Origin of the sequence: Streptosporangium sp. NPDC000509 (assembly GCF_042898365.1) — a bacterium.
Classification (GTDB): domain Bacteria; phylum Actinomycetota; class Actinomycetes; order Streptosporangiales; family Streptosporangiaceae; genus Streptosporangium.
Window position 1 is genome coordinate 363729 of sequence record NZ_JBIAYX010000004.1, and the last position, 19737, is coordinate 383465.

The following is a 19737-nucleotide window of genomic DNA, read 5'->3' on the forward strand; positions in this document are numbered from 1 at the left end:
AGGTGGAGGGCGGCCGATTCCGCCCTCCACCACCCCTTCACCCGTGCCGTGTCATGCGCGGCGGGTGTGCCTCATCGTCCAGTTGGTCTCCCAGGTCTTCTCTCCGTCCGCGGAGAACGCCTGCTCCCACAGGGCCGAGGTCGGCGTGATCTCCGACCAGGTGTATCGCATCCGGACGGGTGTGCCCTCGTAGGTTTCGTCGCCGCAGAACACGCCCTTCCCGTCGGTGAACCGGCCGAAGACGGGATTGTGGAGGACGCCGGTCTCGCTGTTGACCCAGTAAATCGCCCAAAGTTCGCGTTCGACGTCAAAGGTTCGTATCGACGCCCCTTTGAATCCCTTCGTGGGGAAGGTGATCTCGTCGAAAACGCCCGCGCCGTCGAAAAAGCCGTGGCAGACGGCGACGCTGGGGAACTCCTCCCACTCGTCGTCCCCGCTCAGCGGCTTGAGGAGCCTGCGGTTGTCTATGTCCCAGGTGCCGTGCAGGAAGTCGAAATCACTGTTCATGCTGAGATGTTAAAGCCGTTTCACGACATTCCCAGCCGGTCGGGCAACAGAATTTCCCGCCCGCGTGGACGTTGCGTGGCTCCCCTGTGCGAGGTACCGTCACGGCCCTCAGGCTTCGTTTTCTCATACGACACCTAAAATACGGACGTTTTTTGCCTGACGGAGCATACGGCTCAGGCCGCCACATACGCATACGGCACGGAGGTCAACGATGACTGGGTGGCACGCGTTACGGGAGGAAATGGTCTCGCGAGTACGCGCCCGCGGGATCAGCCAGGCCGTGGCCGACGCGTTTCTGGCGGTGCCACGACACGTTTTCCTGCCCGAGCTTCCCGCTCAGGCCGTCTACCAGGACGACGCGATCGTGACCAAGCGCGACGCGGACGGCCTTCCGATCAGCTCCTCCTCCCAGCCGGCGATCATGGCTCTGATGCTGGACCAACTCGGGGTGGAGCCGGGACAGCGGGTGCTGGAGATCGGGACCGGGACGGGATACAACGCCGCCCTGCTCGCCCACCTGGTGGGGCCCGAGGGAGAGGTGGTGAGCGTCGACATCGACCCCGACCTGGTGACGCTCGCCGGGGAGCACCTGTCGGCCGCGGGACACCCCGAGGTGAGACTCGTGTGCGGCGACGGATCCGAGGGGTTCGCACCGGGGGCGCCCTACGACCGGGTGATCGCCACCGTGGGCGTGTGGGACCTCGCCCCGGCCTGGCTGGAGCAGCTCGCGCCCGGCGGACGCCTCGTCGTTCCGCTGGACCTGCGCGGGGTGCAACGCTCGGTGGCGATGGAACGAGACAACGGACACTGGACGAGCCGCTCGGTGCTGCCCTGCGGGTTCATGCGGATGCGCGGCCCCTTCGCGGGCCCCGAGACGACCCTGGTATTGGACCGGGAGTCCGACCTGATGATCTCACTGCCCGAGGCGGGCGAGATCGGTGACGTGCTGGGGGCGCTCGACGGGCCGGTGGTCGAGCTGTCCACCGAGATCAGCGTCAGCCTCCCCCAGCTCCTCGACGGGTTGAGCCTGTGGCTCGCGGTGCACGAGCCCCGCTGGTGCACGATCTCGGAGGCTCGGCCCGGGTGGCTGGCCTCGCCCCCGCTCGACACGACGGGGTTCAGGATGGCCGTCGGCATCGTCGAGGGCGACAATCTCTGTCTGCTGGAGCCGTCACCGGACGGAACCCTGATCGCGCGCGGTCACGGGCCCGACAGGGTGCGGCTGGCGCGTGAGATGGTCGCCCACATCCAGGCGTGGGACATGGCGGACCGGCCCATGACGACAGGGCTCCACATCGACGCCTACCGGGGCGCCCCTCCGCCCGGCGTACTGGTTCTGCGCAAGCGCCACACCACCCTCGCCCTGTCGTGGCAGGACTCCTGACCTTCGCCTCCCGCGGACCCCGGCCGACGGCCCGCGACCGCGCGGAGACCTGACCACCGAGCCCTGGGCGCCGATCCGGCGCCCAGGGCTCTCTCGCGTTCAAGCGGCCCGGAGGGCGGCACCGGGTCCCGGATTCTCCGGCGGAAAGAAAAAAATCACACCGTTTCCCATCGCCCCGGCCCGATGGGGAAAAAGCCCAGGCCAGCCCATGGGTCCATATTCCGAGGAGTTTCGGAGAGAAGATTCCCACCGGTCGAGTGAGCCCGCGTTTCCGCAGGTCAGAGCAAATGTGAATGCACCTTTCACGTTTGCCTCGCCCCGATCGCATGGGTAAGGATGAGTCATCTTCCAGCCGGGCCCCCGACCAGGGGTTTCTTCGGCATGCCACCGACCGCCCACCCCGAGGAGGGGACGATGATCCATGCCCGAGGGCTGACCCGGCGATTCAAGGTCGGGAAAGGAGTCGTCGACGCCGTACGCGGCCTCGACATCGATGTGGAGGAGGGCCAGTTGGTGGCCTTCCTCGGTCCGAACGGCGCGGGCAAGTCCACCAGCCTGCGCATGCTGACCTCCCTGCTCCCGCCGACGTCGGGAACCGCGATCGTCGCGGGCCGCGACGTCGTGTCGGATCCGGCGGGGGTCCGCGCCCGCATCGGGTACGTCGGCCAGAAGAACGGCTCGGGGGAGAACTTCCGGGTCCGCGACGAGCTGGTGACCCAGGCGCGCTGCTACGGCCTTCGCCGGTCCGAGGCGCATCGGCGGGCCGACGAGGTCCTCGGCCTGCTGAACCTGGAGTCCCTGGCCACCCGCAAACCCGGCACCCTCTCGGGCGGCCAGCGCCGCCGCCTCGACATCGCCCTGGGGCTCATCCACCGGCCCGGCCTGCTCTTCCTGGACGAGCCCTCGACCGGCCTCGACCCGCAGAGCCGCGCCCACATCTGGGAGCACATCCTGCGGCTGCGTGAGCTGCACGGCACGACCCTCTTCCTCACCACCCACTACCTGGAGGAGGCCGACACCATGGCCGAACGGGTGGTGATCATCGACCACGGCCGGATCATCGCCGACGGAACCGCCGATCGGCTGAAGGGCGATCTGGCCGGTGACCGCGTCACGGTCACCGTCCACGACGAGCCACAGGCGGCGAGGGCCGCCGAGGTCGCCGCGCGGATCGCGGGATCGGACGCGGTCACCGTCGCAGGCAGGACGGTGCGGCTGCGGGTCCCCCACGCGGGCGCGGCGCTGCCGGAGTATCTGCGCCACCTGGAGGCATCGGGGGTGAAGGTCGCCACCGCCGAGACCGCCCGGCCCACCCTGGACGACGTGTTCCTCGCGCTGACCGGCCGCAGCCTGCGCGAGAGCGACGAGAGCCCTCGCTCGGACTCGGCCGGCCCGCACGACGCCTGACCCGTGGCACCGCGCCCCTCACACCGACCGGCCACGCCCAATGACCGTGACCCGCACATCCCTGCCCGCACAACCCCTCACACCGACCGGCCGCGCCCGACGACCACGACCCACGCGGCCCTCACCCCCACAGCCCTCTCCCCGCCGGCAAGAAAGGCCGCCCCGTGCGCGTACGATCCTTCCTCCGCGACACCGTGACCGTGTTCTCCCGCGAGTTCGCCCCCGTGCCGCGCGAACCCCTCGGCCTCCTGTTCACCATGGGCCAGCCGCTGCTCTTCCTGTTCCTGTTCGGCCCGCTGCTCGGGGGAACGCGGAGCTTCGAGGGCTCGCCGTGGCAGTGGTTCGTGCCCGGCATCCTGATCATGATGTGCCTGTCCGGGCCGATGATGGCCGGATACTCGCTGCTGGTGGAGCTGATCGGCGGCTCGATGGAGCGCATGCTGGTCACCCCGCTGAACCGCACGGCGATGCTCGTCGGCCGGACGATGAAGGAGTTCGTGATCCTCCTCGCCCAGGCCGTGCTGATCATCGTTCTCGCGGTGCCGCTGGGCTTCCGCCCGCACCTGCCGGGTGTGCTGACCGGGCTGGTGATACTGACCGTGTTCGGGATCGGCCTGGGCGCGCTCTCCTTCACCCTCGCGGTCGCCTCCGCTCCGAGCGGCAACCTGTTCTACGGGGTCACCCAGCTGGTGTTGTTTCCGCTGATTCTGCTCTCAGGCGTGCTGCTGCCGATGGACTTCGGCCCGGCGTGGCTCCAGGTCGCCGCCACGCTGAACCCGGTCACCCACATCGTCGACGCGGAGCGGGCGCTGTTCTCCGGCCGTTTCGCGGACGCCTCGGTGCTGTACGGAACGCTCTGGGCCTGCGCCGTCGCCGCGGTCGGCCTCGCGATGGGCACCAGGTCGATGCGCCGCGGCATTTGACGCTTCGTACGCCAGTGACAGGGCGACCGCGTCCGTGCGTGAGGTCACGCCCGTTCGCACGCGGGCGCGTTCGTGGGTGACGGCGCGCCCCTGCCGCCCTTCGTGGAGACGCGTGTCGCACCGGGCGCGGAAACGGTCGGCCACAGGGGGGATCCCCCCGGTGGCCGACCGGTCAGACCGATGACGCCGGGAACATGCCTCTGCGGACGATCACCACGGGGAGGGCGCCGGCGGCGCGACCACCGGCGGGCGGTCGTCGCAGGTGATGGTGTTGGGCAGCATCCACGGGGCGAGCCAGGCCCCGGTGGCGCCACCCCCGTCGTTGCCGCCGAGGTCGGTCAGGGAGAACTCCGAGCCGGTGGGCGGGAAGTTGAACGAACCGCAGTTGTTGACGCCGACCGCGCCGACGTTGCGGGCGTCCACGTTCTCGAAGGAGGCCGATCCCTTCACCCGGGCGCTCACCACGGAGGTGCCGGTGCCGTCGACCCTGATGTCCTTGAAGTGGACGTTCGTGATCGAGTACAGGTCCTTCACCCCCCACTCGCTGACCAGCATGATCGCGTTGTAGGTGTTGTCGAGGAAGTGGTTGCCGACCACCCGGATGTCCGCCTCGATGTTCTTGTCGAGCGCGTAGAGCCAGATGGCTCCCAGCCCGATGTTCCAGTTCAGCTCGTACGTACCGGCCCTGACCGTGGTGTTGTCCTTGATCGCCAGTTTCCCCGCGAACGCCTCGGCGCCGAAGCGGGAGCCGACGTGGATGCCGCTGCCCTCGCGGATCGGGTCGGCGACGAGGTTGCCCGAGACGGTGTTGTCCGTGCCGCCGTAGACGGCGATGCCGTTCGCGAGGGTCGGCGTCTGCACGGTGTTGCGGTCGAAGGTGTTGCGGGCGTTGGCGATCTTCTCGGACCACAGGGCGAGGCCGTCGTCGCCGGTGTTGCGGATGAAGTTGTTCGACACGACCGAGTCCGTGACGCCGCCGTGGAAGTTGAGGGCGTCGGCGATCTGGTCGACGATGATGTTGTTCGTGATCCTCAGGTTCCTCATCGGCCCGTCGAACCACATACCCACCTTGGTGCGGTGGATGTAGAGGCCGTCGACGGTCGAGTCGCTCAGCGCCCCGCCGATGCCGTTCACCTGGTCGGTGTCGATGCGCTCGCGGACGTCGCCCTCGATCGCGAAGCCGGACAGGTGCACGTTCCTGCTGCCGCCCTTTGACACGTCCTTGCCGTAGAAGCCGACGCCGGTGTGCACCGAGCCGTCGGGGGCCGGGGAGGGAAGGGCGACCTGGCTGCCCTTGATGATCGTGTACCAGTTGCCGGCGCCCTCGATCGTCACGTCGTCGACGACGATGTGACGGTTCACCTGGTAGACGCCCGGTGGGATGTAGACCTTGAGGCGGCCGCGCTTGGCGAAGGCGATCGCCCTGTCGATCGCGTCGGCGGAGTCGCGCCTGCCGAGCGGGTCGGCGCCGAACGCCAGCACGTTCGCCGCGACGAGCCTGACGTGCGGCGCGCCGACGAACTCCGAGCCGAGCAGGTCGATCACCGTCCACGCCGCGTTGCTCCCGGCCGGGACCGTGAGCCGCACTCTGTCACCCGCGCGGTACGTCCTGCCGAGCAGGAGACGCTGTTCGTCGTAGAAGTGGGTCGGCCGGAACGGCTTCGTGATCGTCGGAGTGGGCGTCGTGGCACTGGGGACGCAGGCGCACTCGGTGATCCACCAGTCGAGGTGCAGCAGGTCGGCGTTCGGATCGTTCGTGAACGGATACTGGTTGTACAGCCACGAGTACTGCGAGGTGAGGGTCATCACCTTCCTGCCGCCGCCGTTCACCGTGACATGTAGCGGCGCGGTGATACCACCGCCGTTGGGGGCGTCCGGAATGCTGTAACGCACGGTGATCGCGTTCGCCGCCTTCGGCAGCGTGAACTCGACGTGCCGCCCCGGCGTCAGCCTGACCGCCCTGCGGCCCGACGCCTCCCCCGCGAGCGTGTACGCGTCGCGGTCCGGGCCGATGGTCGTGCCGTTCGTCGTGGCGTTCTCGGCCTCCTGCTCGGTGAAGGCGACATCGGCGCCCCGCCCCGCGACGAGTGACGGGTCGAGGGCGGCGCGCGTCACCACGGGGGCCGGGGCACCGCCCGTGCCCGCGAGGGCGGGGGAACCGGGCACGACGCCGAGGCCGGCGAAGGCCACGATCACCGCCGCGACCGCCGCCGGCACCCTTCGCGGTGGCCTGTCTGTCCGTCTCGCCGCGGCTTCCGTGATGCTCCGTGACATTCGGATGCTCGTTTCTCTCGGGGGAACACCTGAAAACGCTCGGGGCGGAGCGAACGCCACGAGGGTGAGGCGACAGTAGGACTCCGGCGCCTCACCCCACAAGAGCCTTGTGAAATAGTTTCGTAATCTTGCTCTATACCTGCGGACACCTCACAGATTCTTGCAATACGTGTCATGGATCATTGCGATGTTCCGTAACGCACGGCCCACTCCGATGCGACGTGAGCGACTGGGATCCATGGCCGCGCGGGCACGCGTCCGGGCGCCCGCGGTCACCGCCGGCAGCACCGCGGTCACGATGCAGGAAAAGATCAGGGGAAGACGGTTCGCTCCGCCCGCGAAGACTCCGCGGGTGATGTGCGTGCGGAGCGATACCGTCCAGACGGCCGGCGCCCCGGCGAACACGAGGGCGAAACGCCGGAGCGAGCCTCGCGTCGTCCCGGTCTCCGGTGCGCGGCGGGCCAGGCGGAGAAAGCGGAAAGGGGGCAACGCGCGCTCGCGCCATGGAGGGGCCCGCGGGCCTTCAGCCGCGACCTCAAGACCGGAGCGCCGGCCTGCCGCCGACAACCGGCCCGCACATGTCAGGGCAGGCCGAGGATCTTGGCGCCGGGACGGCGTCGGCGAACGTCCCGGACCGTCCTCGAAATCACCTACGGCCGGAGAGCCGCTCGGGCGGCGGCGAGCCGGGCATCGAGGGCCGATCGGTGCGATATGGGTGTTTGCGCTAACATTGCTGCGAGCAATGTAAGGCCCGCGTTACGGCCGCGTCAATCGTTCACATCACAGAAACCTGCCCGGACTGCACCGGGGTTTTCGGTCCTCCCAAAAGAGGGGCACGCCCTCATGAGCCGGGAGCTCGGCGCCCGCGCCTCTCGTCTCCGCCGAGGCACCCCCTCCCCCGCCGGACACGTGGAACGACCGTCGATCCGGCGGACACCGGGAGTGGGCGAGAAGATTTTCACCGATCGGCCCCTCCTCCCCAACTTGTCAACCAGGGGTCTTGAGGAAGTCAGCTGTATTCGGTCAGAATTCCATGGTTGCCAACCGGTAACTTCTGTGAAACTTTCACATTCGCAGGCAACGCGACGCGATCTCCCTCTGGACGAATGCCCAGGCCGGGAAACGTTTCGTTAGCAATGCCCAGGTCAGCGAGGGTTGTGACTCGTTGACGGTGGATCGGACCGTCGGATGTACTCCCCGACAACGCACTTACAGGAGCAGGCCATGGAGATCTGGAAGCCCAGATGTTAGCGATAACAAATCTCGATGGCCACTGCCCCCTCGACCTGGCCAAGGAGCGTTGGATGCCCGTCTCACCTCGAACGCGAGCCCAGGACGGACCTTTGGCCCGTCTCCCGGTGTGTCGGCGGCGGCCCGCCCACCTCGCGACGACGGCTCTGATCGGCTCTTACCCGCTCTCGAAGCCCGGCCTGCTCCTCCGGACCGACTCCATCCGCTGACGCCTCATCACCCCCCCAAGGAACCGGCATGCTCTTCACCGCGATCCCAGACATCGCCTCGAAAGCACGACGAACCATCACCATCGCGATCGCCGCCGCCCTCGGGGCCGGCGTCGTGGTGACCGTCCAGCAGACCGCCTCCGCCGCGGAGGCGACGCTCGGGGCCGCCGCCGCCCAGTCGGGCCGTTACTTCGGCGCGGCCATCGCGGCGGGCAGGCTCGGTGACTCCACCTACGTGAACATCCTGAACCGGGAGTTCAACTCGGTCACCGCCGAGAACGAGATGAAGTGGGACGCCACCGAACCCCAGCGCGGCAGCTTCAACTACAACAACGCCAACCGCATCGTGAACCACGCGATCGGCCAGGGCAAGTCGATTCGCGGGCACGCCCTGCTGTGGCACCAGCAGATGCCCGGCTGGGCCCAGAGCCTGTCCGGCTCCACCCTGCGCAGCGCCGCCATCAACCACGTCACCCAGGTCGCCACCTACTTCCGCGGCAAGATCCACTCCTGGGACGTCGTCAACGAGGCCTTCGCCGACGGCGGAGGCGGCGGGCGCCGTGACTCCAGCCTCCAGCGAACCGGCAACGACTGGATCGAAGCCGCCTTCCGCGCGGCCCGCGCCGCCGACCCCGGTGCCAAACTCTGCTACAACGACTACAACACCGACGGCATCAACGCCAAGAGCACCGGCATCTACAACATGGTCCGCGACTTCAAGGCACGCGGCGTGCCCATCGACTGCGTCGGTTTCCAGAGTCACCTGACCAACTCCGCCCCCAGCGACTACCAGGCCAACCTCCAGCGCTTCGCGGACCTCGGCGTCGACGTCCAGATCACCGAACTCGACATCTCCGGCTCCAACCAGGCCAACGCCTACGCCGCCGTCACCCGCGCCTGCCTGAACGTCGCCCGCTGCACCGGCATCACCGTCTGGGGCATCCGCGACAGCGACTCCTGGCGCACCGGCCAGAACCCCCTCCTCTTCGACGCCTCGGGCAACAAGAAGGCCGCCTACACCTCCGTCCTGAACACCCTCAACTCGGTCACCCCCAACCCGTCCCCCACGCCCACCCCGACCCCCACCCCCACGGTCACTCCCACGCCGGGCCCGGGCGGGCCGTGCCGGGTGGCCTACACCCTCAACGCCTGGAACAGCGGACTCACCTCGTCGATCACCATCACCAACACCGGCTCCTCCGCGATCAACGGCTGGTCGCTGGTCTTCGGCCTGCCGTCCGGCCAGACCATCACCTCGGGCTGGAACGCCACCTACTCACCCTCCAGCGGCCAGGTGACGGCGCGCAACGTGAGCTACAACGGCTCGATCCCCGCCGGCGGCTCGGTCGACATCGGCTTCCAGGCCAACCACACCGGCAACACCTCCGCGCCCTCCTCCTTCACCCTCAACGGAAACACCTGCTCCCGAGCCTGACCTCCCGGTGGGGAGAGGCCGTCCGCCCGGGATCGGCGGGCGGACGGCCATACCACCGGCGACCCGGCGGCCTCGGCCTCCAGCCCGATCACAACGGCAATCCGGCAGCTCCACCTCGTTCTCCCCCCAACGGCCGGACCTGCGGTGTGACCTGACCTCACCCCGCGCCCCCGGTCCCGTCGTCCACCGGACGACGGGACCGGGCACCCCCCCTGCAACGCCACAGAAAGGAACGCCGTGTCACTAAGCCGTAGGCAGTTTGGCAAGGCCGCCCTGACGTCGGCCGCCCTCGCCACCACCGGCGTGGTCGGCTTCCCCCGAGCGGCGTACGCGGCGAACGCCGCGTACGTCTTCGGCTACTTCACCGAGTCCCCGAGCCAGCAGGCCGCCGACTACGGCCTGCACCTGGCGGTCAGCCGGGACGGCCTGAACTGGACCCCCCTCAACCAGAACAACCCCGTGGTCACCCCCACGGCCGGCCAGCTGGGTCTGCGCGACCCGCAGATCTTCCGGAAGCTCGACGGCACCTTCGTCGTCGTCGCCACCGACCTGAAGGGCCTCAACTTCGGTACGCCCAGCCAGTACCTGCATGTCTGGGACTCGGTCAACCTCACCGACTTCACCGGCTACCGCCGCCTGCGGATGCACACCACCGGCGGCCACACCTGGGCCCCGACGGTCTTCCGCGACAACTCTCGCGGGCAGTACGGCATCGTCTACTCGTTCAACACCGGCGGCAGGGACATCCTGGCGGTCAACTACACCGCCGACTTCCAGTCGGTCAGCGCGCAGCAGACCTTCTTCAGCCCCAGCTTCAACGTGCTGGACGGCGACATCGTGGTCGACGGCTCCACAACGTACCTCTACTACAAGAACCTCAACGACGGAAACCTGTACGGCTCCCGCTCCTCCACGGGCCAGCCCAACAGCTTCACGACCTACACGAGCGGGATCCGCATCGGCAACGCCATCGAGGCGCCGTTGCTGCAGAAGACCAACGAGGGCGGCTGGCGCCTGTGGGGTGACTCCTTCAGCCCGGTCAACAACGACTACTACCTGTGGTCGTCGTCGAACATCGGCGCGAACGCGTGGTCGGCGGTGAACCAGCGCGACTACACCCCGCCGCTGAACTCCAAGCACGGTTCGATCGCCGGGATCACCGACGCCGAGTACAACGCCCTCGTCTCCCGGTGGGGCCTGCCGAACTGGGTGCGGCTGAAGTCGTCGAACCTTCCCGACTATTTCGTGCGGCACGCCAACCGGATCGGGCGGATCGACTCCTACCCGTTCGACCCGTATCGAGAGCAGCTGTGGCGGATGGTGCCGGGCCTGGCCGACTCGGCCGGGGTGTCGTTCGAGGCGGTGAGCGTGCCCGGCAGTTTCCTGCGCCACAACAACTACGCGATGCGGCTGGACCCGAACGACAACTCCACGATCTTCCGTGCCGACGCGACCTTCTACCGCGTGGCCGGGCTCGCCGACGGAAGCTGGTCGTCGTTCCGGTCGTACAACTTCCCGACCCACCACCTGCGGCACCAGAACAACCTGCTGCGCATCGACCCGATCAACGCGTCGTCGAGTGCCTCCGACCGGCAGGACGCCACGTTCAGGGTGACGTCATGATCGCCATGTTAACGCTAACAAAGACCTCCAGGGGAGGACGTATGCCTTTTATCAGGCGAAATCGCCTGCGCATGCTGCTGGCCGCCATCACCTCGATCATGCTCACCGGCGCCCTGCTCACGCTCGCCAGCCCCGCGGCGACCGCGGCGACCGTCGACACGAACGCCTGGTACGTGCTGGTCAACCGCACCAGCGGCAAGGCCCTGGACGTCTACAACCTCTCCACCGCCGACGGCGGGCGCATCACCCAGTGGACCCGTAACAACAACAACAACCAGCAGTGGCAGTTCGTCGACTCGGGCGGCGGCTACTACCGCATCAAGTCACGCCACTCCGGCAAGGTGCTGGACGTCAGCGGCTTCTCCACCGCCAACGGCGGCGCGATCGTCCAGTGGGCCGACCTCAACGGCACCAACCAGCAGTGGCGCCTCGCCGACTCCCCTGACGGCTACGTGAGATTCGTCAACCGCAACAGCAACAAGGCCCTGGAGGTGCAGAGCGCCTCCACCGCCGACAACGCCAACATCGTCCAGTACGACGACTGGGGCGGCAACAACCAGCAGTGGCAGCTCGTCCAGGTCGGCGGAACGAACCCGACGCCGAACCCCACCCCCACCCCGACTCCGACGCCGGGTCCCGGCGGCAACTACACCAACCCGGTCGTGTGGCAGGACTTCGCCGACGGCGACATCATCCGGGTCGGCGACGCCTACTACTACTCGGCCTCGACGATGCACTACTCGCCGGGCGCGCCGATCCTGCGTTCCTACAACCTGGTCGACTGGGAGTACGCGGGCCACTCGGTCCCCCGGCTCGACTTCAACTCCAACGCCTACGACCTCAACGGCGGCCGGGCGTACGTGAAGGGCATCTGGGCCTCGACCCTCAACTACCGGCCGAGCAACAGCACCTACTACTGGATGGGCTGCATCGAGTTCAACCGCACCTACGTCTACACCGCCTCGGCGGTCGACGGCACCTGGACCAAGCGCTCCCAGATCAACAACTGCTACTACGACGCCGGCCTGCTCGTCGACGACAACGACACGATGTACGTCGCCTACGGCAACGGCACGATCAGCGTCGCCCAGCTCTCGGCCGACGGTCTCAGCCAGGTGCGCGCCCAGCAGGTGTTCCAGACCCCCTCCAGCGTCGGCACCTTGGAGGGCGCCCGCTTCTACAAGCGGAACGGTTACTACTACATCTGGCTGACCAAGCCCGCGAACGGCCAGTACGTGCTGCGCTCGACCAGCCCGTTCGGCCCGTACGAGATGCGCCAGGTCCTGCTGAACATGCCCGGCCCGATCTCCGGCGGTGGTGTGCCCCACCAGGGCGGACTGGTGCAGACCCAGAACGGCGCCTGGTACTACATGTCGTTCGTGGACGCCTACCCCGGCGGCCGGGTGCCCGCTCTCGCGCCGATCACCTGGACCGGCGACGGCTGGCCCACGATCCAGACGGTGAACGGCGGCTGGGGCGTCAACTACCCCAAGCCGAACATCCAGACCAGCAAAACCGTTCAGTCGATGATCGGCCCCGACACCTTCACCTCCCCCTCGCTCGGCCACCGGTGGGAGTGGAACCACAACCCCGACAACTCGCGCTGGTCGACCGGGAACGGCCTGCGCCTGCAGACCGCGACCGTGACGAACGACCTGTACAACGCCCGCAACACCCTGACCCACCGTATCCAGGGACCGTCGTCGACCGCGACGATCGAACTCGACTACTCGCAGATGGCCAACGGCGACCGCAGCGGCCTCGCCATCCTGCGTGACCAGTCGGCCTGGATCGGCATCAAACGCGATAACGGGGCGACCCGCGTCGTGATGACCAACGGGCTGACCATGAACAGCAGCTGGCAGACCACGGGAACCGGCACCGAGGCGGCGAGCGCCAACGTCTCGGGCGGCCGGATCTGGCTGAGGGTCAACGCCGACATCCGGCCCGGGTCCGGACGGCAGGCCCGCTTCTCCTACAGCACCGACGGGACCAACTTCACCACGCTCGGACCGGCCTTCACGATGAACAACGCCTGGCAGTTCTTCATGGGCAACCGCTTCGGGATCTTCAACCACGCCACCCAGGCCCTCGGCGGCTCGGTGACCGTGCGCCGCTTCGACCTCACAACCCCGTAAGAACCGACCCGAGCAGCCCTTCCGCTCCTCACCGGATGAAATCGGAGTAGATCTTGAGATTCAGACCCCTGGCCGTCATTATGGCGGCGGCCACGCTGTTGATGAGCCTGTTCGTGGCCGTCCAGACCGCGAACGCGGCGACCGTCGACACGAACGCCTGGTACGTGCTGGTCAACCGCAACAGCGGCAAGGCCCTGGACGTCTACAACCTGGCCACCAACGACGGCGCCCGCATCACCCAGTGGACCCGTAACAACGGCAACCAGCAGCAGTGGCAGTTCGTCGACTCCGGTGGCGGCTACTACCGCATCAAGTCCCGCCACTCCGGCAAGGTGCTGGACGTCCACAACTTCTCCACCGCCAACGGCGGCGCGATCGTCCAGTGGGCCGACCTCAACGGCACCAACCAGCAGTGGCGCCTCGCCGACTCGGCGGGTGGCTACGTGCGCTTCATCAGCCGCAACAGCAACAAGGCCCTGGAGGTGCAAGGCGCCTCCACCGCCGACGGCGGCAACATCGTCCAGTACGACGACTGGGGCGGCAACAACCAGCAGTGGCAGCTCGTCCAGGTCGGCGGAACGAACCCGAGCCCCACCCCCACCGTGACCCCGACGCCGGGCACCTGCACCCTTCCCTCGACGTACCGCTGGACCTCCTCGGGCGTGCTCGCGAACCCGAGGTCGGGCTGGGTCTCGCTGAAGGACTTCACCGTCGCCCCCTACAACGGCAAGCAGCTCGTCTACGCCACCACCCACGACTTCGGCACCAGCTGGGGTTCGATGAACTTCAGCCTGTTCACCAACTACTCGGAGATGGCCTCGGCCAGCCAGAACGCGATGAACTCCGGCACCGTGGCGCCGTCGCTGTTCTACTTCGCGCCGAAGAACATCTGGGTGCTCGCCTACCAGTGGGGCGGGGCCGCCTTCTCCTACAAGACCTCCACCGACCCCACCAACCCCAACGGCTGGTCGTCGGCGCAGACGCTCTTCACCGGCAGCATCACCGGCTCCAACACCGGCCCGATCGACCAGGCACTCATCGGTGACAGCCAGAACATGTACCTGTTCTTCGCCGGCGACAACGGCAAGATCTACCGGGCCAGCATGCCCATCGGCAACTTCCCCGGCAACTTCGGCTCGAACTACACGACCATCATGAGCGACACCACGAACAACCTGTTCGAGGCCGTCCAGGTCTACAAGATCCAGAACGAGAACCGCTACCTCATGATCGTCGAGGCGATCGGTTCCCAGGGCCGCTACTTCCGGTCCTTCACCGCCACCAGCCTCGGCGGCAACTGGACCCCGCAGGCCGCGACCGAGAGCAACCCCTTCGCCGGCAAGGCCAACAGCGGCGCCACCTGGACCAACGACATCAGCCACGGCGAGCTGCTGCGCACCAACGCCGACCAGACCATGACCATCGACCCCTGCAACCTGCAGCTGCTCTACCAGGGCCGCAACCCCAACTCCAACGGAGTCGACTACGGCCTGCTGCCCTATCGCCCCGGCCTGCTCACCCTGCAGCGATAACACCATGACACCGATCCGGCTCGAACGGCTCCGACGCTCACCGCGAAGGCGCACACCCCATCGGGTGAACGCCGTCACGGCACGCGATCAGGACCGGTTCGAGCCGGAACGGCGCGAGACCGATCCCCTCTGAACCGCCCCGGACGCGTCGGAGACGCCGAGCCGCCGCGTCCGGGGCCACCAACCCCCCCAACGAACGCCACCTGAGGGAGACGACCGGTGAGACCCGCACTTCGCACGGCGAGGAGAAGAGCTCGCCGCCTGGTCCTCTGGACACTGAGCCTGCTGATGTTGATCGCGTTGTCACCGCTCTCCGCGAGGGCGGACAACCCGATCGTCCAGACCATCTACACCGCGGACCCCGCGCCACTCGTCCACAACGGCCGTGTCTACCTCTACACCGGCCACGACGAGGACGGCTCGACCTACTTCACCATGCGCGACTGGCGGGTCTTCTCCTCCACCGACATGGCCAACTGGACCGACCACGGCTCGCCCATGAGCCTGGCCACCTTCGCCTGGGCCGACGCCAACGCCTGGGCCGGCCACGTCGTCCCCCGCAACGGGAAGTTCTACTGGTACGTGCCGGTGCGCAACCGGGCGACCGGCGGGATGGCGATCGGAGTCGCGGTCGGCGACAGCCCCACCGGGCCCTTCCGCGACGCGCTGGGCCGCCCGCTCGTCGAGAACGGCGAGATCGACCCGCACGCGTTCATCGACGACAACGGCCAGGCCTACCTGTACTGGGGCAACCCCCGTCTCTGGTACGTCCGGCTCAACACCGACATGATCTCCTTCTCCGGCAGCGCGACCCAGATCCCGCTCACCACCGCGGGCTTCGGCACGCGCAACGGCAACCCGAGCCGGCCCACCCTCTACGAGGAGGGGCCCTGGGTCTTCAAGCGCGGCAACCTCTACTACAACGTGTTCGCCGCCGAATGCTGCTCGGAGTTCATCGCCTACTCCACAGCGCCCAGCGCCACCGGGCCGTGGACCTACCGGGGAACGATCATGCCCCGCCAGGGCAGCAGCTTCACCAACCACCCCGGGATCATCGACTTCAACGGCGGATCCTACTTCTTCTACCACAACGGCGCGCTGCCGGGCGGCGGCGGCTACACCCGCTCGGTCGCCGTGGAGAAGTTCACCTACAACGCCGACGGCACCATCCCGACCATCAACATGACCACCGCCGGCCCCCCGCAGGTGGGAACGCTGAACCCGTTCGTACGCCAGGAGGCCGAGACCATCGCCTGGGCGAACGGTGTGGAGACCGAGCCCGCCAGCGAAGGCGGCATGAACGTCGGCTTCATCAGCAACGGCGACAACATCAAGGTCAAGGGCGTCGCCTTCGGCACGGGGGCCTCGTCCTTCACCGCCCGGGTGGCCTCGGCGGCGAGCGGCGGCACCATCGAACTCCGCCTGGGCAGCGCCACCGGCACCCTGGTCGGCACCTGTTCCGTCCCGGGGACCGGCGGGTGGCAGAACTGGACCAGCGTCACCTGCCCGGTGAGCGGGGCCACCGGAACCCGCGACCTGTATCTCCGCTTCACCGGCGGCAGCGGCAACCTGTTCAACCTCAACTGGTGGCAGTTCACCGCCGGTGGCGGCACCGGGGGAAACCTGCTCACCAACGGGAACATGGAGAACGGCACGACCGGGTGGACGACCTCGGGTGGCACCCTGTCGTCGGCCACGAACGTCGCCTACGCCGGCAGCCGCTCCCTGCTCAACTCCGGACGCACCTCGGCCTGGCAGGGCCCCCACCAGAACGTGACCTCGCTGCTCACCAACGGCAAGAGCTACACCACGAGCGTCTGGGTGCGCTCGCAAAGCGGCACCCCCAGCGCGAAGGCGACCCTGACGTACACGGCCAACGGCACGACGAACTACCTCCAGCTCACCCCCGCGCAAACGGTGAACGCGAACGGCTGGACCCAGCTGACCGGTACCGCGACCGTGTCGTGGACCGGCACCCTGACCAACGCCTCCTTCTACGTCGAGACAGCCGCCGGAACCGACGGCCTCTACATCGACGACGCCTCCCTCCAGTAACCGGCCCCCGCGCCAGGGGTCCGATCGTCGATCCCCCGACCGGCGGGCCCCTGGCGCCGCGCCCACCCCCCACCCCTGAGGAGCGATCTCAATGAGAAAGAACCGGCTACGGGCGTTAATCGCCCCGGTCGTCACCGTGACACTGGCCCTCGCGATGGGAGCCGTGGCGCTCTCCACGGCCACCCCCGCGCAGGCGTTGAACAACGGCGTGGGCCGCACCCCGCCGATGGGGTGGAACACCTGGAACACCTTCGGCTGCAACATCAACGAGACACTGATCAAGCAGACGGCCGACGCACTCGTCAACAACGGCATGCGCGACCTGGGCTACCAGTACGTCGTCGTCGACGACTGCTGGTTCGATCCCAACCGTGACTCGGCGGGCAACCTCCAGGCCAACCTGTCGCGCTTCCCGAGCGGGATGAAGGCCCTGGGCGACTATCTGCACGCCAGGGGTCTGAAGTTCGGCCTCTACCAGGCCCCCCTCGACAAGACCTGCGCCCAGTACTTCAACTCCTACCCCGGCGCGACCGGCAGCCTCAACCACGAGGTCCAGGACGCCCGGCAGTTCGCCGCCTGGGGCGTCGACTATCTCAAGTACGACTGGTGCTCGCCCACCGGCAGCATCGACGACCAGGTGCGCACCTTCGCCAAGATGCGCGACGCCCTGGCCGCGACCGGCCGGCCGATCCTCTACAGCATCAACCCCAACAGCATTCACTCCAAGACCGGCCCGCAGCGCAACTGGGGCGACGTCGCCAACATCTGGCGCACCACCGAGGACATCACCAACGCCTGGAACACGAATCAGACCAACGGCTACCCGATGGGCATCCAGAACATCGTCAACGTCAACGCCCCCCTCTCCGGCTACGCCGCGCCGGGGCAGTTCAACGACCCGGACATGATGGTGGTCGGCCGGGGCGGCATGAACGACACCGAGATGCGCAGCCACTTCGCCCTGTGGGCGATCATGGCCGCGCCCCTCATCGCCGGTAACGACGTCCGGAACATGGACAACGCGACCTCCACGATCATGAAGAACCAGAACCTGATCGCCATCAACCAGGACACGCTCGGCCTTCAGGCAGCCCAGATCAGCAACGACGGCACCCGCCGTATCCTGGCCAAGCGGCTGAGCAACGGCGACGTCGCGGTCGCCCTGTTCAACCAGGGCGGCAGCACCACCACGATCAGCACCACCGCCTCCGCGATCGGCCTGTCCGGCAACTCCTTCAACCTGCGCGACGCCTGGACGAACGCCGTCACCTCGACCACCGGCGCCATCTCGGCGAGCGTTCCCGCCCACGGCACCGTCGTGTACCGGGTGAGCGGCGGCACGCCCAACCCCACGCCCTCCCCGACTCCCTCGTCCACGACCCGAATCCAGGGGGTGGGCTCGGGCCGGTGCCTCGACGTGACCGGCGTCTCCCAGACCAACGGGACCCAGGTGGGGATCTGGGACTGCAACGGCCAGACCAACCAGCAGTGGACCGCCACGGCCGCCGGTGAGCTGCGGGTCTACGGCAACAAGTGCCTGGACGTCAACAACAACGGCACCGCCGACGGCACCACCGTCATCATCTGGGACTGCAACGGCCAGAACAACCAGAAGTGGCGCTTCAACGCCGACGGAACCATCACCGCCCTCGGCGCGAACAAGTGCCTGGACGTCGTCGGCAGCTCCACGGCCAACGGCGCCAAGACCCAGATCTGGACGTGCAACGGCGCCGCCAACCAACGGTGGAACCGCACCTGATCACAGCACGCACCGGCTCCTCGTCACCGGGTGAGCCGCCACAACCCGCTCGCCGCCGCTGTGTGCCCAGCGGCGGCGAGTGTGCCCCCTACGGCCGCCTTCATGACGATGGGCGCGGGATGACCGCGCGGACGTCACGTGAAGGCGGCCGACACGCATTCGGAGCCGGAAACGGCACGAACCGGAGGCGACCTGGCCCCTCGGGCGCGACGCGAACTCCGAGAAAGGGACGGCACGGCCCGGAGACGGTACGGGGCTGGAGGCGGAGATGGCGCAGCCGGGTGAGTACCGGTCCCGATGAGTCAGCCGGCCCGATCGTGGTCGGCCAGGACCTCGTCGACGACATGACGGTGCTCCGCGGCTTTCCGCTCGTCCCCGTCGATGTTCTGGGCCAGGGTGATCAGCGCCTTCCACAGCGCCCAGCCACGAGCACGCGCCCACATGGCGTCGTCCTGAGCGACGATGTCTCGGAAGACCTCCCGGCTCTTTCCCGAGAACATCGTCCACGCGATCACCAGGTCGCAGGCGGGATCCCCGACGCCCGAGGTCCCGAAGTCGATGACCGCCCTCAGCTTCCCATCCCGAACCAGCAGGTTCCCGCTCGCGATGTCACCGTGGAACCACATCGGCGGCCCGGACCAGGTCGCCTCAAGCGCGGCGTCCCACACGGCCGCCGCCCGGACGGTGTCGACGCGGCCCTCCAGGGCGGCGAGGGTACGGCGTGTCTCCTCGTCGTAGTAGGCCGGTGGCGTACCCCGGTGGAAGCTGTGCGCGCCCGCCACCGGCCCGCCGGTCGCGTCGGCGCGTCGCAGGGCGAGGACGAACTCGGCGACCGAGGCCGCGAACTCGGACAGGTCGTCAACGCGTTCAGGGGTCGCGGTCTCGCCGTCCAGCCAGCCGCGGATCGACCAGTTGAACGGGTATCCCTCGCCGGGAACCCCCTTCGCGAGGGGAACGGGAATGTCGACCGGTAACGACGGGGCGAGCACCGGCAACCACCGGTCCTCCTTGTCGACCGCGGGGGCATAACCGGCCGCGGTGGGAAGGCGCGCCGTCATCTCGTCACCGAGACGGTAGGTGCGGTTGTCCCATCCGTCGACCTCGACCGGTGTCACGGGAAGGGAGCTCCAGTGGGGGAACTGGGCGGCGACCAGCCGCCTCACCAACCCCGCGTCGATGCCGGCGCGCCCGTCGATGTTCCTGTTCTCCACCACCCCGAGAGTGTGTCGGCCCTCCCCTC

12 protein-coding genes are annotated in these 19737 nt (G+C 68.0%); 9 read left to right on the forward strand and 3 right to left on the reverse strand.

Annotation, left to right across the window (positions count from 1 at the left end; all coding sequences use genetic code 11):
* Positions 1-51 precede the first annotated feature (51 nt).
* Positions 52-507: a hypothetical protein gene (locus ACFY3D_RS10330; protein WP_389977350.1), complete on the reverse strand. Its 456-nt coding sequence runs from the start codon at positions 505-507 to the stop codon at positions 52-54.
* Between the two features lie 211 nt (positions 508-718).
* On the opposite strand from ACFY3D_RS10330, the gene fxlM reads away from it, so the two are divergent.
* The 3 genes from fxlM (at position 719) to ACFY3D_RS10345 (ending at position 4221) form a co-directional block, all read left to right on the forward strand.
* A complete protein-coding gene (fxlM, locus tag ACFY3D_RS10335) occupies positions 719-1891 on the forward strand; it encodes a methyltransferase, FxLD system (protein WP_389977353.1) in 1173 nt (390 codons plus the stop codon).
* Positions 1892-2305: 414 nt separating this feature from the next.
* Positions 2306-3298, forward strand: coding sequence for an ATP-binding cassette domain-containing protein (locus ACFY3D_RS10340; RefSeq protein ID WP_389977356.1), 993 nt, complete (start codon positions 2306-2308; stop codon positions 3296-3298).
* A 164-nt stretch (positions 3299-3462) separates the two neighbouring features.
* Complete coding sequence (locus tag ACFY3D_RS10345; protein ID WP_362900339.1) at positions 3463-4221, forward strand: ABC transporter permease; 759 nt, start codon at positions 3463-3465, stop codon at positions 4219-4221.
* 210 nt (positions 4222-4431) lie between these two features.
* Here the strand turns inward: ACFY3D_RS10345 and ACFY3D_RS10350 are convergent, their stop codons facing one another.
* Positions 4432-6438: a glycosyl hydrolase family 28-related protein gene (locus tag ACFY3D_RS10350; protein ID WP_389977359.1), complete on the reverse strand. Its 2007-nt coding sequence runs from the start codon at positions 6436-6438 to the stop codon at positions 4432-4434.
* Positions 6439-7983: 1545 nt separating this feature from the next.
* Between ACFY3D_RS10350 and ACFY3D_RS10355 the strand changes: the two genes are divergently transcribed.
* The 6 genes from ACFY3D_RS10355 to ACFY3D_RS10380 all read left to right on the forward strand — a co-directional run bounded on the left by ACFY3D_RS10355 (position 7984) and on the right by ACFY3D_RS10380 (position 18497).
* Positions 7984-9390, forward strand: a complete 1407-nt coding sequence (locus ACFY3D_RS10355) for an endo-1,4-beta-xylanase (protein WP_389977362.1) — start codon at positions 7984-7986, stop codon at positions 9388-9390.
* Positions 9391-9627: 237 nt separating this feature from the next.
* The gene (locus ACFY3D_RS10360) at positions 9628-11013 is read left to right on the forward strand and encodes a glycoside hydrolase family 43 protein (protein WP_389977365.1); all 1386 of its coding nucleotides are present in this window, start codon (positions 9628-9630) and stop codon (positions 11011-11013) included.
* Positions 11014-11054: 41 nt separating this feature from the next.
* The gene (locus ACFY3D_RS10365; protein ID WP_389977368.1) at positions 11055-13151 is read left to right on the forward strand and encodes a family 43 glycosylhydrolase; all 2097 of its coding nucleotides are present in this window, start codon (positions 11055-11057) and stop codon (positions 13149-13151) included.
* An 80-nt stretch (positions 13152-13231) separates the two neighbouring features.
* Entirely contained in the window at positions 13232-14683 is a 1452-nt protein-coding gene (locus tag ACFY3D_RS10370) for a non-reducing end alpha-L-arabinofuranosidase family hydrolase (protein WP_389977558.1), read from the forward strand.
* A gap of 219 nt (positions 14684-14902) precedes the next feature.
* Positions 14903-16738, forward strand: coding sequence for a family 43 glycosylhydrolase (locus tag ACFY3D_RS10375; RefSeq protein WP_389977371.1), 1836 nt, complete (start codon positions 14903-14905; stop codon positions 16736-16738).
* 91 nt (positions 16739-16829) lie between these two features.
* Positions 16830-18497, forward strand: a complete 1668-nt coding sequence (locus tag ACFY3D_RS10380; protein WP_362922929.1) for a lectin — start codon at positions 16830-16832, stop codon at positions 18495-18497.
* A gap of 302 nt (positions 18498-18799) precedes the next feature.
* On the opposite strand, the gene ACFY3D_RS10385 is transcribed toward ACFY3D_RS10380, so the two are convergent.
* Entirely contained in the window at positions 18800-19711 is a 912-nt protein-coding gene (locus ACFY3D_RS10385) for an aminoglycoside phosphotransferase family protein (RefSeq protein ID WP_389977374.1), read from the reverse strand.
* Between the last annotated feature and the right edge of the window lie 26 nt (positions 19712-19737).

Bases quoted from the DNA above. Each gene is read 5' to 3' on its own strand.
- ACFY3D_RS10380 (WP_362922929.1), top strand. From the start codon at position 16,830: ATGAGAAAGAACCGGCTACGGGCGTTAATCGCCCCGGTCGTCACCGTG.
- ACFY3D_RS10355 (WP_389977362.1), top strand. From the start codon at position 7,984: ATGCTCTTCACCGCGATCCCAGACATCGCCTCGAAAGCACGACGAACC.
- ACFY3D_RS10330 (WP_389977350.1), bottom strand. From the start codon at position 507: ATGAACAGTGATTTCGACTTCCTGCACGGCACCTGGGACATAGACAAC.
- ACFY3D_RS10365 (WP_389977368.1), top strand. From the start codon at position 11,055: ATGCCTTTTATCAGGCGAAATCGCCTGCGCATGCTGCTGGCCGCCATC.
- ACFY3D_RS10370 (WP_389977558.1), top strand. From the start codon at position 13,232: ATGGCGGCGGCCACGCTGTTGATGAGCCTGTTCGTGGCCGTCCAGACC.
- fxlM (WP_389977353.1), top strand. From the start codon at position 719: ATGACTGGGTGGCACGCGTTACGGGAGGAAATGGTCTCGCGAGTACGC.
- ACFY3D_RS10340 (WP_389977356.1), top strand. From the start codon at position 2,306: ATGATCCATGCCCGAGGGCTGACCCGGCGATTCAAGGTCGGGAAAGGA.